Source organism: Stenotrophomonas sp. 112478_Sma (genome assembly GCF_056479905.1).
The window spans coordinates 1,984,846-2,000,061 of record NZ_CM151072.1; the positions used below are offsets into that span (position 1 = coordinate 1,984,846).

General features: G+C 66.9%; 14 protein-coding genes. All 14 read right to left on the reverse strand.

The annotated features are described in order from the left end of the window. Positions 1-9 precede the first annotated feature (9 nt). The 14 genes from ACZK08_RS09250 to ACZK08_RS09315 all read right to left on the reverse strand — a co-directional run bounded on the left by ACZK08_RS09250 (position 10) and on the right by ACZK08_RS09315 (position 15,202). The gene (locus ACZK08_RS09250; protein WP_053519588.1) at positions 10-588 is read right to left on the reverse strand and encodes a PilZ domain-containing protein; all 579 of its coding nucleotides are present in this window, start codon (positions 586-588) and stop codon (positions 10-12) included. Further along, a complete protein-coding gene (locus tag ACZK08_RS09255) occupies positions 585-878 on the reverse strand; it encodes a hypothetical protein (protein ID WP_065183027.1) in 294 nt (97 codons plus the stop codon). Before ACZK08_RS09255 ends, ACZK08_RS09250 begins: the two co-directional genes overlap by 4 nt. Further along, complete coding sequence (gene fliS / locus ACZK08_RS09260) at positions 875-1,291, reverse strand: flagellar export chaperone FliS (RefSeq protein WP_053519586.1); 417 nt, start codon at positions 1,289-1,291, stop codon at positions 875-877. Before fliS ends, ACZK08_RS09255 begins: the two co-directional genes overlap by 4 nt. Positions 1,292-1,418: 127 nt before the next feature. Continuing rightward, positions 1,419-2,834 (reverse strand): flagellar filament capping protein FliD, encoded by a 1,416-nt coding sequence (gene fliD / locus ACZK08_RS09265; RefSeq protein WP_053519585.1) that lies wholly within the window; start codon positions 2,832-2,834, stop codon positions 1,419-1,421. Positions 2,835-3,270: 436 nt separating this feature from the next. Next, a complete protein-coding gene (locus ACZK08_RS09270) occupies positions 3,271-4,449 on the reverse strand; it encodes a flagellin (RefSeq protein WP_065183026.1) in 1,179 nt (392 codons plus the stop codon). Positions 4,450-4,535: 86 nt separating this feature from the next. Beyond that, positions 4,536-5,768, reverse strand: a complete 1,233-nt coding sequence (locus tag ACZK08_RS09275) for a flagellin (RefSeq protein ID WP_065183025.1) — start codon at positions 5,766-5,768, stop codon at positions 4,536-4,538. 72 nt (positions 5,769-5,840) lie between these two features. Beyond that, positions 5,841-7,058: a flagellin gene (locus ACZK08_RS09280; protein ID WP_053517904.1), complete on the reverse strand. Its 1,218-nt coding sequence runs from the start codon at positions 7,056-7,058 to the stop codon at positions 5,841-5,843. A gap of 370 nt (positions 7,059-7,428) precedes the next feature. Further along, positions 7,429-8,631: a flagellar hook-associated protein FlgL gene (gene flgL / locus ACZK08_RS09285; protein WP_460256542.1), complete on the reverse strand. Its 1,203-nt coding sequence runs from the start codon at positions 8,629-8,631 to the stop codon at positions 7,429-7,431. Beyond that, on the reverse strand, positions 8,628-10,508 hold the full coding sequence (flgK, locus tag ACZK08_RS09290) for a flagellar hook-associated protein FlgK (RefSeq protein WP_053517907.1): 1,881 nt from the start codon (positions 10,506-10,508) through the stop codon (positions 8,628-8,630). The genes flgL and flgK overlap by 4 nt, the downstream gene beginning before the upstream one ends. 8 nt (positions 10,509-10,516) lie before the next feature. Beyond that, positions 10,517-11,713, reverse strand: a complete 1,197-nt coding sequence (flgJ, locus tag ACZK08_RS09295) for a flagellar assembly peptidoglycan hydrolase FlgJ (protein ID WP_065182176.1) — start codon at positions 11,711-11,713, stop codon at positions 10,517-10,519. Between the two features lies 1 nt (position 11,714). Beyond that, a complete protein-coding gene (locus tag ACZK08_RS09300; RefSeq protein WP_065182177.1) occupies positions 11,715-12,842 on the reverse strand; it encodes a flagellar basal body P-ring protein FlgI in 1,128 nt (375 codons plus the stop codon). Between the two features lie 7 nt (positions 12,843-12,849). Then, entirely contained in the window at positions 12,850-13,542 is a 693-nt protein-coding gene (gene flgH, locus ACZK08_RS09305) for a flagellar basal body L-ring protein FlgH (protein WP_065182178.1), read from the reverse strand. A 22-nt stretch (positions 13,543-13,564) separates the two neighbouring features. After that, positions 13,565-14,350: a flagellar basal-body rod protein FlgG gene (flgG, locus tag ACZK08_RS09310; RefSeq protein ID WP_053517910.1), complete on the reverse strand. Its 786-nt coding sequence runs from the start codon at positions 14,348-14,350 to the stop codon at positions 13,565-13,567. A gap of 102 nt (positions 14,351-14,452) precedes the next feature. Next, a complete protein-coding gene (locus ACZK08_RS09315; RefSeq protein WP_065182179.1) occupies positions 14,453-15,202 on the reverse strand; it encodes a flagellar basal body rod protein FlgF in 750 nt (249 codons plus the stop codon). Positions 15,203-15,216: the final 14 nt, after the last annotated feature.

Sequence of the window (15,216 nt, forward strand, 5' to 3'; positions counted from 1 at the left end):
TGCCAGGGTTCAGCGCGCCCGCCTTGCTTCGGCCACCTGACGTCTGTGCAGGCGGAACAGATGCCGCTCCATGGCCATTTCCAGCCCGTCGCCGAGGCGATGGAAACGCAGCCAGAGATAGTGGCCTCCGCTGCCGTCGGCGGCCTCGGCAACCACTTCCACCGGCAGATCGATATGGTCGGGCAGCCAGTCGCTGGGCTGCACACGGACCACGCCGGCCTGGCCCGGCGCCGCGCCACTGCGGGGCCCAAGCTGCAGGCGGATGCCGCGCCGCGACCAGCGCACCGGGCGCAGGGTCAATGCCGGGCCCTGCTGGCGCACGAGTCGGCCCAGCAGCACCATGGCCAGATCCAGCTTGGCTTCCAGCCGCTGCAGCGGAAGGCTGGCCTCGCTGCGTTCGTCGTGTTCATCGACACGGCTGTCCTCGACCAGCGCCAGGCTGCGCAGCAGGCCTTCGGCGCTGCTGGTACGTCCCGCCGCATTGCCGGCCTGGAACTCGACCGGCAGCGCCAGTTCGCAGCTGAGCGTCTCGTCGAACAGCTCGCTTTCGGCCGGGTGATGCAGCGACGTGGTCGGCAGGAGGGTCATGCCAGCGATTCTGCCTGCAGGTACGCGTGCGCGGCGCGAAGGGAGCGCCGTCCATCGTGCAGCTGCACGGCCACAGCGTCGCGGCGATGGCGCAGCAGGGTGAGCAGGCTCTGCTGGCGTTCGAACAGCGCGGTCAGGGGCGCATGGTCGGCGGCCGCCAGCGGTTGGCTCAACAGCGTGTGCAGCTTGCTGTCATGGCCTTCGAGCAGGCTGTCGGCGGTGTCGAAGGCATCTTCACCCAGCGCCTTCTCGAAAGCATCCAGCTGCGCATGCAGTGCCTGCAGGCTCATGGTGCCACCGCTGCCGTACGGCGCTGCTCGTGCGGAATTGCGTTCCAGGCGCTGTCGATCTCGCCCAGCAGCTGCAGCGATTCGTCCAGGGCGGCGCGGTCGTTGTGCAGGTTGGCCTCGGTCAGGCGCTGCAGCACGTAGTCGTAGAGGGACGAAAGATTGCCGGCAATTTCGCCGCCGGCCTCATGGTCCAGCGAGCCGTTGAGGTGGCCGACGATGGCGCAGACCTCGCCGATCGCCTTGCCCTTGCCGGCATGGTCGCCGCGCTCGAGGCTGGCCAGTGCGCGCCGCACGCGCTCCAGCGCGCCCGCCAGCAACAGGGCCACCAGCTTGTGCGGATCGGCATCGGTGACCGCACTGGTCACACCCACCTGGCGGTACTGCTCGGCGTACTGACGGCTGGAACCGTACATTCGTGATTCTCCTTGCGCTGGGTGCTGCAGCAGGATCGTGACGATCGCTGCCGGCAGTACCGCGATGATTGCTGTTGCGTCCGTTATCGGTGCGTTCGGCACCAAACTTGAGTGCCGCGCGCGTCCGTCAACCGTTCAACTGCGCCAGCTGCTGCTGCAGCGCCGAACTGCTCTGCTGCAGCTTGCCCATCAGGCTGTCCAGTGCGAGGAACTGCTTCTTGTACCGTGCCTCCACGCCGACCATGCGTGTATCCAGGTCCTTGCGGCGCTTGTCGATGCTGTCCAGGGTGTTGTTCAGGCCCTTGGTGCGGGCAACGAACGCACCCTCCTTGCCGACCGTCGTGCTCACGTAGCCGTCGACCAGCGAGTACAGCTGGCCCGCACCGCCGGCATCGCCGGTGATTGCCTGGCGGATCTTCTCCGGCTGGCTGGCAAGCGCGGCAGCGAACTTGGTGGTATCAAGCACCAGGCTGCCATCGGCATTGGGGTAGCCACGGGTCTGCAGGCCGATAGCCTTGGCGTCCAGGCCATCGCCGGACAACGACTTGAGCACGCCCGACATCACCGAGCGCAGCTGGCTGGCGGCGCCGCGCATCTGTGCGTCGCCGGTGAGGGCTGCCGCTTCCTTGGTCTTGGCGTCGTACTTGGTTTCGGTGTTGATGGCGGCGATGGCCGCGTTGTACGCGGTCACGAAATCCTGCATCACCTTGGTCGCCGCGGCCGTGTCGGTGCTGATCGTGACCGTGCTCTGTCCTTCCTTCTTCAGGTTCAGGGTCAGGCCCGGCACGGCGTCGGCCACGGTGTTGCTGGCGCTCACCACTTCAACGCCATCGATGGTCAGTTTGGCATCGGCGGCCGCGGTGTTCTGCTTCAGGCTGCCGACCAGCGCTCCCAACTTCGGGTCGCTGCCGGCGTATTCGAGCTTGATCGCGTTTGCCGCGCCGGTCTTTTCCTGTGCGATCGACAGGTACTGGTTGTCGCCGGAGCTGATCAGGGTGGCCTGCACGCCTTCCTTGCGGCCGGCGGCGTCGATCTTGTTGCGGATCGTGGTCAGCGTGTCGCCTTCCTCGACCTCCACGTTCATGGTCTTGGCCTTGTCGCCGACGCCGACGGTCAACGTCAAGGTTCCGGCGGCGAACGTATCGGTCTTGGGCACGGAGGTGTCGGCGATCAGCTTGTGTGCGGTCGCCAGCGACTTGACGTCGATGATGTGCGTGCCATTGGACGCTGCCGCCTTGGTGGTGCCGACGTCATACAGCGCCACGCTGGCCGTCAGGATCTCGTCGGTACCGCCGCTGCCGCCCTTGCTGGCGGTGACCGTGCGGGTGTCAAAGGCCGTAGTGGCCTTCAGTGCAGTGAGTGCGGTCTTCAGCTTGTCGAAGGCCGCGGTGACGGTGCCGATCGACGACAGCTGCATCTTGGTCTTGGACTGCTGCAGGTTCAGCGCATTGTCGGCGGGCTTGCGGTCGGCCGCGACCAGCTGGCTGACGATGCTGGAGATGTCCAGGCCCGAGCCGATGCCACCGTATCCAAAGTCTGCCACGTCGTTTCTCCTGGTAATCCGGGCGCCGCGCTGCGGCCGCCCGTCGTCAACGAAAATAGCGGCCTGCGCCGCTGGGTCTTGAGGACTTCGTTGATGCATGCGCCGTGCCAGTGCCGGACGGCAGGTTTGGCATGCAGGTTGCAGGAGTGACGGGGCAGGGTGCGGTCGGGACGACGCAGGCTGCCGGGAGTCTGCAAAAAACCCTCCCCCAAAGCAGGGGAGGGATCAGGCTACTGACAATCGGGGGGAGACGAAGCCGCCCGGTGCGTACAGTCAAAGGTACAGCGCTGAAACAGAGGTCCGCAGGGGCGGGCGATGCCAAGCCGGTTCGGGAAGCGTCCCGGGCCGGGCATGGCCCGCGCCTGCGTGCGCCGTGGCTGTCGGGTTGCCGCTGCCGCCGGTTCGACCGGCGGCAGCGGTACCTTCTTGCCGTGGATCAGCGCAGCAGGCTGAGCACGCCCTGCGGTACCTGGTTGGCCTGGGCCAGCATGGCCGTACCGGCCTGCTGCAGGATCTGGGTACGGGTCAGTTCAGCGGTTTCCTTGGCGAAGTCGGTGTCCTTGATGCGGCTGCGCGAGGCGGACAGGTTCTCCGTCGAGGTCTGCAGGTTGGCAACCACCGAGGTGAAGCGGTTCTGGATCGCACCCAGGTCGGCGCGGGTGTTGTTGATCGAACCCAGTGCCTTGTCGACCACTTCCAGCGCCTGCTGGGCACCGAGCACGGTGCTCACGTCCAGCTTCTGCACGCTGGCATCGGTGGCGGTGCCAGCCGTGTAGGTGGCCGTGGCGGCCTTGGCGTCCCATGTGCCCGCCGTGGCGTCGAAGTCGCTGCGCTCCAGCGCGATGTCAGCGGCAACGACATCCTTGCCTTCCTTCACCGAGCTCAGCTTCAGGGTGCCGTTGCTGTTGGCTTCGGCATAGATGCCGGCTTCACCGATCTTGGCATTGATGGCGGTTGCCACGGCCTTGGCGGCCTCTTCGGCGGTCGCGCCGGCCTTGATCTCGACGGTGCCGATATCCACGTCCATCACGGTACCGGTGATGCGTGCGCCGTCGCCGCCCGCTGCCAGGGCAGCCGTAGTGCCGGTGGCGAAGGTCGCGGTGCCCAGCGATTCGGTCTTGGCGTCCACCACCTTGTCGATGGCGATGGCCTGCCCGGCATTGGCACCGACCTGGAACAGCTGGCTGGAGAACGAGCCGTCCAGCAGCTTGGTGCCGTTGAACTCGGACTGCTTGGCGACGCGGTCGATTTCGCTGACCAGCTGGGTCACTTCAGCCTGCAGCGCCTTGCGGTCGCTGGCCGAGTTGGTGGCGTTGGACGACTGCACCGACAGCTCACGGATGCGCTGCAGGTTGTTGCCGATCTCGGTCAACGAGCCTTCGGCGACCTGGGCCAGCGAGATGCCGTCGTTGGCATTGCGGATGGCCACGTCGGTGCCGCGGATCTGGGTGCCGAAGCGCTCGGAGATCGCCAGACCGGCGGCGTCGTCCTTGGCGCTGTTGATGCGCGAGCCCGAGGACAGGCGCTGGATGGTGGTGGCCAGCGATGCGCCGCTGGTGCTCAGATTGCGCTGAGCATTCAGCGACATCGTATTGGTGTTGATGACTTGTGCCATGGTGCATTTCCTTTGGCGGAGGTGGTGCGTGGTTCAGGGTCCGGGCGCCGGCCTGACCGGCGCCCGGGAGTCGATCGCGGTGCGGATCAGCGCAGCAGGCTGAGCACGCCCTGCGGTACCTGATTGGCCTGGGCCAGCATGGCCGTACCGGCCTGCTGCAGGATCTGGGTACGGGTCAGTTCAGCGGTTTCCTTGGCGAAGTCGGTGTCCTTGATGCGGCTGCGCGAGGCGGACAGGTTCTCCGTCGAGGTCTGCAGGTTGGCGACCACCGAGGTGAAGCGGTTCTGGATCGCACCCAGGTCGGCGCGGGTGTTGTTGATCGAACCCAGTGCCTTGTCGACCACTTCCAGCGCCTGCTGGGCACCCTTCACGGTGCTGATGTCGACGTCCTTCAGCAGCTTGCCCGGTGATGCACCGGTGCTGGCGGTGGCGGCAGCGCTGTCGAAGCCGGTGACGCCGGCGCTGGTGCCTGCGGTGGCCGACATGGCGACGAACTTGCCGTCCTTGTCGACGCTTTCCTTCACCGAGGTCAGGTTGATCTGGCCGGCGGTGGTGCCGTCGAGTTCGGCATAGACACCGGTTTCACCGATCTTGGCGTTGATCGCGGTCACGGTCGCCGCGGCCAGGGCAGCCTGGTCCTTGGCGGCGTCGCCGGTGGAGGTGATCTTGACGTCGGCGATCTTGATCGCCGAGGTCAGGCTGCCGCCACCGATGGTCAGGCCGGAATAGGTGATTTCCTTGCCGGCATCGGCTGCCAATGAGCCACCTTCTTCGATCGTGATCGAGTTGGAGTCGAAGACGGCATTGCCCAGTGCGTCGGCCTTGGCATCGACCACCTTGTCGATGGCAATAGCCTGGCCGGCGTTGGCGCCGACCTGGAACAGCTGGCTGGAGAACGAACCATCCAGCAGCTTGGTGCCGTTGAACTCGGACTGCTTGGCAACGCGGTCGATTTCGCTGACCAGCTGGGTCACTTCGGCCTGCAGCGCCTTGCGGTCACTGGCCGAGTTGGTGGCATTGGCGGCCTGCACCGACAGCTCGCGGACGCGCTGCAGGTTGTTGCCGATCTCGGTCAACGAGCCTTCGGCGACCTGGGCCAGCGAGATGCCGTCGTTGGCATTGCGGATGGCCACATCGGTGCCGCGGATCTGGGTGCCGAAGCGCTCGGAGATCGCCAGGCCAGCGGCGTCGTCCTTGGCGCTGTTGATGCGCGAACCGGAGGACAGGCGCTGGATGGTGGTGGCCAGCGAGCTGCCGCTGGTGCTCAGGTTACGCTGAGCATTCAACGACATCGTGTTGGTGTTGATGACTTGTGCCATGAGGAGAGGTCCTTGAGCGGTTGCACGTGAGTTGGGTCAGACGCCCCCGACGTGCCCCGGGAGCGGCTCATGTCAGCGCTGCAACAGGCTGAGCACGTTCTGCGGCACCTGGTTGGCCTGGGCCAGCATGGCCGTGCCGGCCTGCTGCAGGATCTGGGTGCGGGTCAGTTCGGCGGTTTCCTTGGCGAAGTCGGTATCGCGGATGCGGCTGCGCGAGGCCGACAGGTTTTCGGAAGAGGTCTGCAGGTTGGCGACCACCGAGGTGAAGCGGTTCTGGATCGCGCCCAGGTCGGCGCGGACGCTGTTGACCGATTCCAGGGCCTTGTCGACGATCTCCAGGGCCTGCTGGGCGCCGGCGACGGTATCGATCTGGATGTCGGCGACGTGGGCAGCAGCAGTGCCGGCGGCGGGAGCGTTCAGGTCGGTTGCGGTGGCGGTCGGCCCCATCTTCACGGTCACACCGGCCACGGTGTTGTCGGCCTTGACCGAGGTCAGGGTGACTTCGCCCGCGGTGGTGGACTGCGCGGCATGCAGGCCGGTTTCGCCGATCTTGCCGTTCAGGGCAGCAGCCAGCGCCTTGGTCGCGTTGTCCTGGTTGACCTTGCGCACCGCAGCGATCTCGGCCGCGGTGGCCGGCGCGCCTGGCGGGGTGGTGTAGTCGAACGTGACGTCGCCGATGCTGACGTCGCCCACCGTGATGTTGGCCAGCGTGCCGGCGGCGGCATCGACGGCTGCGTCATCCAGGGTGGCGCTGCCAGCGTTGACGAAGGTCGTCGCGCCCAGCGAGTTGGCCTTGGCGTCGACCACGCTGTTGATGGCGATGGCCTGGCCGGCGTTGGCACCCACCTGGAACAGCTGGCTGGTGAAGCTGCCGTCGAGCAGCTTGGTGCCGTTGAAGTCGCTCTGCTTGGCGACGCGGTCGATTTCGCTGACCAGCTGGGTCACTTCAGCCTGCAGGGCCTTGCGGTCGCTGCTGGAGTTGGTGGCATTGGAGGCCTGCACGGCCAGTTCGCGGATGCGCTGCAGGTTGTTGCCGACTTCGCTCAGCGAACCTTCGGCGACCTGGGCCAGCGAGATGCCGTCGTTGGCGTTGCGGATGGCCACGTCCAGGCCGCGGATCTGGGTGCTGAAACGCTCCGAGATCGCCAGGCCGGCGGCGTCGTCCTTCGCGCTGTTGATGCGCAGGCCGGACGAGAGGCGCTGGATGGTGGTGGCCAGCGAGTTGCCGCTGGTGCTCAGGTTGCGCTGAGCGTTGAGCGACATCGTATTGGTGTTGATTACCTGTGCCATGGGGTCGTCTCCTCTTATTTGGAACCCGTAGGTGAATGGAACGAAGCGCCGCCTGTTTTTTGTTTGGCTGTGTGCTTCGCCGTTGCCAAATGAATAACGGCGCTTTGTCAACAACCTTTAGGCGTGAATTCCGATGAACCGGAAAAAGCCCGCGGGACGCTGTTTTTCCGGGGTTTCACCGGCCTGGAAGGGGGGCGGGCAGGGGTGGCGGGCGCCGCTGGCGGCGCCGGGTGGGGCGGACCTGGGCGCGCGGGTCGTCAATGAACGCGCGCGGCGCACCCGCGGGCGAGGCAGCAGCAACGCGCTGCGGAAACGAAAAAGGCCGCGATGCAGGGCATCGCGGCCTTCATGGGCGTGTGCGGGAAACGGATCAGCCGATCTTGTTGAACAGCGACATCGACTGCATCTGCGAGAAGATCGTCTGTGCAGCCTGCAGCGCGGTGCTCTGCAACTGGTACTGGCTCAGGGCATCGGCGTAGTCCAGGTCGCGCATCTGTGACAGGGTGGTCTTCAACGTCACGCTGTTGGCTTCGCGCATGTCCGCTGCATTGTCCAGCGCCTTGAGCTGCGATCCGCCGGCAGCACGCGAATCGATCATCCGCTCGGACGCGCGGCCGACGTCGCGCAATGCACTCTGCAGCTGGTTCTGCTGCGCCGCCAGCTGCGCGGTGCTGCCGGTATCGGCGTCGAGTGCGGCGATCAGCTTGTCCATCGTCGCGAAGATGTCGCGGCTTCCGGCCGGCTGCACGTTGAAGGTATCGCCGGGCTCGGCAGCGCCGGTGATCTGCAGGCGCACGCCGTTCACTTCCAGTTCGTCGCCGGGCTTCAGGGAGCCGGTACTGGTCACGTTGCCCGTTGCGTCCAGCACCTCGTACTGGTCGCTGGCGGTGAAGCGCACGCTGAAGGCTTGGCCGTTCCAGCTGTCGCTGCCGTCGCGGGTGATGTTGGTCAGCACGCCCTTGCCGGTGTTGCCTGTGGCGGCGCTGCCGTCGACGAAGCCATCGCCGGTCGGAATGCGCATGAAGATCTCGCTGCCGGGCAGGGCGTCGAGCACGTAGGTGTCCGGCCCCACTTCCACCTGGCGCTGGGTCTGGTCGCCACGATAGACCACCTTGCCGTCGATCTTGGCGAACGGCGGATCGCCGTCATGGGTGCCGCCGAATACATAGCGGCCGGTACCGTCGCTGCTGTTGGCCAGCGACAGCAGGCCGTCGCGGATCTGGTTCAGCTCGGTGATCAGGGTCTTCTTGTCCGCGGCGCTCAGCGCCGGATTGCTGGCCTGCAGCGTCAGATCGCTGACGCGGCCCATCAGATCGTTGACCTGGGCCAGTGTGTTCTCCTGCACGCCGAGCCGGTTCTGCACGTTGCCGGCGTTGAGGCCCATGCGCTCGAGTGCCGCCAGGCTGCGGTCCAGGCCCACGGCGGTGCCCGCGGCCACGGGATCGTCCTTGGCGCTGACGATCTTGCTGCCGGTGGCGATCTGCTGCTCCAGGTGATTGAGCTTGGCCTGCTTGGCCAGCATCAGCGTCACCGACTGGTTGAACATCATTCCGGTGGAGATGCGGCTGCTCATCGGCGGACGGCTCCCAGGATGGTCTGGAACATGTTGTCGGCTGTGGAAATCAACTGCGAGGCGGCCTGGTAGGCCTGCTGCAGGCGGAGCATGTTCGCCGCCTCCTCATCCAGGTTGACGCCGGAGATTTCGTCGCGCGCGTCCTGGGCCTTCTCGTTGATCACCAGCTGCGCTTCAAGCGAGTACTCGGCCGAGCGCGCTGCCGCGCCGACCTGGGTGGTCAGCCCGCCCAGTGCGCCGTTCAGGGTGACGGTGCCGCTGCTGAACGCCTTGGCGCTCTCCACCTTGGCCAGCCTTGCCGCGTTGCTGTTGTCCGAAGAGCCGGCCGGGGTCGGGGTGATGTTGAAGGTGTCGCCGGTGCGCGGTGCACCGTCGAGAACGAAACTCCAACCGTTGGCGCTGATGGTCTGGCCCGGGGTGTAGGTCTGCGGTGGGCCACCATCGATGGTGTAGGTGGTGGCGGAGGTGAAGACGATCGCCGCAGGATTGCGCAGGTCAGCATGGCCGGCATCGGTCACGGAGACGCCGCTGAGCTTGCCCGTACCGGTATTGGCGGTGGCGGCGGCGCCCTTCACGGCAGCCGCGGCTGCGATGCGCGAGGGATCGGTGATGGCGATCTCCAGGCTGCCGGCCACGCCGGCAGTGGGCTGCAGCAGGAAGCGGTCGTTGATTGCCGGCGTGCCGCCGACCACCAGCTCGACGCCGTTGATCACCAGCGGATCGGCGGCGGTGCCGGTGCCGGTCAACGGAATGCTGGCGCCGGTGTCGGCGCGGCTCGCCTTCCACTGCGTGCCATCGAACTGCAGGACGACGTTCTGCGCGTCCAGCTTGCCGAGATCGCCGAAGCTGGCACTGATGCTGGCCGTCCCGCTGTTGCCACTGTTGGCCGTCACCCGCGGCGTGCCGATGTTGAAGAAGTCACCGCCGAGCTGGCCGTAGAGATCCACGCCCTGGTGGTGGACCTGGTTGAAGCTGTCGGCCAGGCCGATCGCCAGCTTGCCCAGTTCCGCCTGCGCCGGGGTCAGCACGGTGTCGCGGAACTCCATCAGCCCACCGATCTGGCCGCCGACGGCCTTGGGATCCAGGGTGATGGTGTTGCCCTGCGTTTCCAGTGCCAGCTGCAGGCGCTCGGGCTGGTACGGATCGGCCACGGTGGTGACCCGGGTGGCGGTGGTGCCGACCACCAGTGCGTTGCCGCCGGCGGTGTAGACGTTCATCACGCCGCCGTCCTGGATCACCGCGGTGCCACCGGTATAGCCGATCAGCTGCGAGATCAGCTGGTCGCGGCGATCGAGCAGGTCCGGGGCCGCGCTGGCGATGTTGGTGCCGATGGCGCCGTTGATCTGGGCGATTTCCTGCGCCAGCCGGTTGACCTCGGTCGCTCCGGCGAGCAGGCCGTTGTTGACCTCGCTGTTGAGGTTGTTCAGATGGGTATTGAGCTGCACGAAACGGTTGGCCAGGGCCTTGCCACCGTCCAGCATGCTCTGCCGGTCGGCCGTGCCGGAGGCATTGGAAGACAGGCCGCTGACCGAATCGAAGAAGCTGGACCAGACGCCTGCGACGTTGGTGGCGGCGTCGGAGAACAGCGCGTTGACTCGGTCGGCCATGCCGGACAACTGCTTCAGGCGTGCCAGCTCACCGCTGCTGTCGAGCAGGCGCGAGATCGCCAGCTGGTCGGCAGTGCGCCGGATGTCGGTGATGCGCGTGCCGTTGCCCACCGTGCCGTAGCCGAAGTTCTGCGGATCGGCCGTGGCGAAATTGACCTTTTGCCGGCTGTAACCCGGCGTGTTGAGGTTGGCCACGTTGTGGCTGGTGGTTGCCAGGGCGCGCTGGAAGGCGAGCAGGGCACCGGTACCGGTGGAAAGTACGCTGGACATGGGGTTCCTCAACGACGGGTGATACCCAGCGCCGCTGTTGCGGTGCTGGCGAAGGTCTGGCCAAGGCGACTGCCGGCATCGGTCACGGCGGCGACGGCACGCTCGATGGTCGGGCCGCCGGCGATCGCGGCGATCTTGGCCGCGTAGCGCGGATCGGTGGCATAGCCGGCCCGCTGCAGGCCCCGGGCGAAGCCCTGCACATCGGTGCCGGCCTGCAGGGCCTGCTGGTAGCGCGGGCTGGTCTTCAGCAGGCGCACGTAATCGGCGAAGCTCTCGGCCGGCGAGGTGTAGGCGCGGAAGCTTGCGGTTTCATTACGGCGCACGCCATCGACGTACTCATGGGTGCCGGCCACCGCACGCTGCCCGTTCCAGCCATTGGCCTTGATGCCGAACAGGTTGTGCGAGGTGCTGCCATCGGCGTGCTTGATCTGGCGCTTGCCCCAGCCGGTTTCCAGTGCGGCCTGCGCAACCAGCGCGCGTGCGTCCACGCCCAGCTCCCGGGCTGCGCTCTGCGCGTGCTGCCAGATGCTGGCGACGAAGCCTTCCGGGGTATGCGCACCCAGCTGGGCAACCGCGGTGCGGGTCGCCAGCGCATCGGTCGTAGTGCCGCTGCCACGGTTGCTGGCAGTGGCGGCCCACTGGTCGTTGCGGGCTGCCCAGTCGGGGCCGTCAAGCCCGGCGATGTAGGGATCATCGGTGCCCAGCGACCGGTGGACGCTGCTGCTTTCGCGGCCGGCGATCAGGTCCAGGGCCTGTTCCATCGGCGCGATGGCGGCCGATGCATCCTGCTGTGCACCTGCGGCCATCTGCTGCAGCATGCGTACGGCCTGGCCGGCGTCCTCCAGCGGCAGCGACGGCGCCGCCTTGGCGGGCGCGTTGAGCTGATAGGCCCGGCTGGCCTTCGCAGCGCCGATGCCGGTATCCAGCGCCGGTCCTTCGGCGGTCGCTCCGGACAGCTGGCGGGTGATCATGGCCGACAGCCCGAGTCCCTTGCCACGGGTCATCGCCTCGGCGATCTTCTGGTCGTACATCTCCCGGAACATCTTGTTCTCACCGGGAAAGAGCGAGTCGCCGAAACTGGCATCGCGCATGCTCTTGACCAGCATCTGCGCGAACTGGCCTTCCAGCTGCCGCGCGACCTTGTCGATCCTGGCCGGGTCGTTCTGCTGCGCCGGATTCAGCTCGAAGGCGGGGGCGATGCGCATGTCAGATCACCTCGAGTTCGGCGCTCAGCGCGCCGGCCTGCTTCAGTGCTTCCAGGATCGCGATGAGGTCGCCCGGCGCGGCGCCGACGGCGTTCACCGCGTGCACGATCTCATCCAGTGTGGTCCCGCCATTGAACTTGAACATGCGGCTGCCATCGTTGGTGGCGGTGATGGTCGACTGCGGGCTGACCACCGTGCTGCCGCCGGCCAGTGCGTTGGGCTGGCTGACGTTGGTGTTCTCCTGGATGGTCACCGTCAACGAACCGTGCGAGATCGCCGCAGGGCCGACGCGGACCTGCTGGCCGATGACCACCGTGCCCGTACGCGAGTTGACCACGACCTTGGCCGGGGCGCTGCCCGGGGTCAGCTCCAGGTTCTCGATGCGGGCAAGCAGGCCGATGCGTGCACCGGGGTCGGTCGGCGCGGCCACCGCCACAGTCACGCCGTCGACGGCGCGTGCCGCGCCTTCGCCGAAGGCGTTGTTGAGCGCGGCGACCATCCGCGAGACGGTGGTGAAGTCGTTGTTGTGCAGGTTCAGGGTGATTTCGCCGTTGGCACCGAACACATCCGGCAACGCGCGTTCGACCGTGGCACCGTTGGGAATGCGGCCGACGCTGGGCACGTTCACCGACACCCGCGAGCCATCCTTGCCCTGGGCACCGAAGCCGCCCACGATCAGGTTGCCCTGTGCGATGGCGTAGACCTGGCCATCAGCACCGCGCAGCGGCGCCATCAGCAGCGAGCCGCCACGCAGCGACACCGCGTTGCCGATCGAGGACACGGTGACGTCGATGGGCTGCCCTGGCTTGGCGAACGGTGGCAGTTCGGCGTGGATCGCCACGGCGGCGACGTTCTTCAGCTGCGGATTGACGTTGGCCGGCACATTCACGCCCAGCTCGCCCAGCAGGTTCTTCAGGCTCTGCACGGTGAAGGGGGCCTGGCTGGTGCGGTCGCCACTGCCATCCAGGCCGACCACCAGGCCGTAGCCGACCAGCGCGTTGCCGCGCACGCCGCCGACCTGGGCCAGATCCTTGATGCGCTCGGCATTGGCGGGCGCAGCCACTGCCAGCAGCACCAGGCAGCACAGCGCTGACAGGCGGTGCCAGGAAGAGAAGAAGGTAAGCGTCATGGCATGCTCAGAACGGCGTCAGGCCGGAGTTGAAGAAGCGGCTCAGCCAGCCCATCGCGTTGGATTGCGCGACCGGACCGCGGCCGCCGTAGACGATGCGGGCCTCGGCTACACGGCTGGAGGGAAGGGTGTTGTCCGGACTGATGTCACCCGGGCGCACGACGCCCTGCACCTGCACCAGCTCGTCGCCCTGGTTCAGGCGCAGATTCTTCTGTCCCTGCACGACCAGGTTGCCATTGGGCAGGCGCTGGATCACGGTGACCGTGACGCTGCCCTGCAGGCGGTTGCTCTGTGCGCTGTTGCCCTTGCCGGTGAAGTCGCGCGCGCCCTTGGCGCTGGCGCTGAGGATGTCCTTGCCGCCCAGGGTGACCGGCGCACCGAAGATCGAGGGCGTCCCCAGGCTCAGATTCGATTCCTTGTTGGTGGCGGTGTTGGCGCTGGTCTGCGCGGTGGTGTTTTCCAGCAGCGTGATGGTCAGCAGGTCGCCGACATCACGCGCGCGGCGGTCCGAGTACAGCTGCAGGGTTGGCCCTGCCGCATAGATCGCACCGGCCGTCGGCTCCGCCTGGGGCGGCATGATCGGCTGCAGCGGCGCCATCGCGGGGTAGGGGCGCACGTCGCCGGCAATCACGCAGCCGCCGAGCAGGGCGGCCATCGTGCTGGCGAGGACAGTGCGGGCGAGGGTGGAAATGGGCGACATGGCGTTATCCCGGTTGGGCCGGTCAGATCTTGTTGTTGAGGTAGGCCAGCATTGAGTCGGTGGTCGAGATCGCCTTGGCGTTCATCTCGTAGGCGCGCTGGGTTTCGATCATCGACACCAGCTCCTCCACCACGTTCACGTTGCTGCCCTCGAGCGCACCCTGGACCACGTTGCCGAGCCCGTTCAGGCCCGGATTGCCGTTCTGCGCCGGCCCCGAGGCGGTGGTTTCCAGGAACAGGTTCTCGCCGCGCGCCTGCAGGCCTGCGGGATTGACGAAGTCGGTCAGGGTCAGCGCACCGATTTCCACCGATGCGGCGTCGTCGGCCATCTTCACGCTGATGGTGCCGTCGCTGCCGATGGTTACCGACTGCGCGCCTTCGGGAATCTGGATGCCGGGCTGCACCGGGTAACCGCTGTTGGTGACCAGTTCGCTGTCCTGGTTGATCTTGAACGAGCCGTCGCGGGTGTAGGCGGAGCTGCCATCGGGCAGCTGCACCTCGAAGAAGCCCCGGCCATTGACCATCACGTCCAGCGCGCGGCCGGTCTGCTGCTGGCTGCCCTGCTCGAAGTTCTTGGCGGTGGCCACCACGCGCACGCCCGTGCCCAGCTGCAGGCCGGTCGGCAGCTGGGTCTGCGCCGACGATGCGCCGCCCGGCTGGCGGACCTGCTGGTACAACAGATCCTCGAAGCTGGCGCGGTCCTGCTTGAAGCCGGTGGTGTTGGTGTTGGCGAGGTTGTTGGAAACCACCGACATGCGCATCTGCTGCGCATCCAGTCCGGTTTTCGCGATCCACAATGCCTGGTTCATCTTCGGAGTCCTGTCTGCTGAAACCGGCCGCGTGCTGCGGCCCATGGGGTACGGCGTGCAAGCGGTGTGCCAGTGCCGTTACGCGGCGCCGGCGGAATTCCGTCAGCTGCCCAGTCGCAGCAGGCTGTTGGCGCTGCGTGCGTTGTCATCACCGTGCTTGATCACCTGCACCTGCATTTCGTACTGGCGTTGCAGCTGGATCATCTGCACCAGTGCACCGGCGGCATCGACGTTGCTGCCCTCCAGCTGGCCGCTGTGCACGGTGGGCCCGAGGGCCTGGGCGAACGGCCGCAGCGGATCGGTGTTGCGGAACAGGCCATCAAGACCGCGCTCGAGCCGTTCGTCCGGTGCCTGCACCACCTTGATCCGGCCGATCATGGCCATGGTCTGCGGGCCTTCACCCTGCGGAATGATCGAGATCGTGCCGTCGTTGCCGATCTCCATCGCCTGGTGCGGCGGAATGGCGATCGGGTTGTTGTTGTCATCCAGTACCGGGCGCCCACCGGAAGTCACCAGCTGACCGTTCGGTGTCACCGACAGTGCCGCGCCGCGCGTGTACGCTTCGCTGCCGTCGGTGGACTGCACGGCCAGCCAGGTGCCGGTCTGCAGCGCCAGGTCCAGCGGCTTGCCGGTGATGTGCTGCGCACCGGGCCGGCGGTTGAAGCCGGCGTCGACGTGCAGCGCATCGACCCGCGAGGCAAAGCCCCGGCCCTGGATCGGGAAGGCCTCGGTGTTGGCCAGCGCTTCCTTGAAGCCGGGGGTATCGGAGTTGGCGAGGTTGTGGCTGAGCGTTCCCTGCGCCTGCAGGGAGGCGCGGGCACCGGTCATCGCCACGTAGAGGGCTTTATCCATGCGGGGAGTTCCGT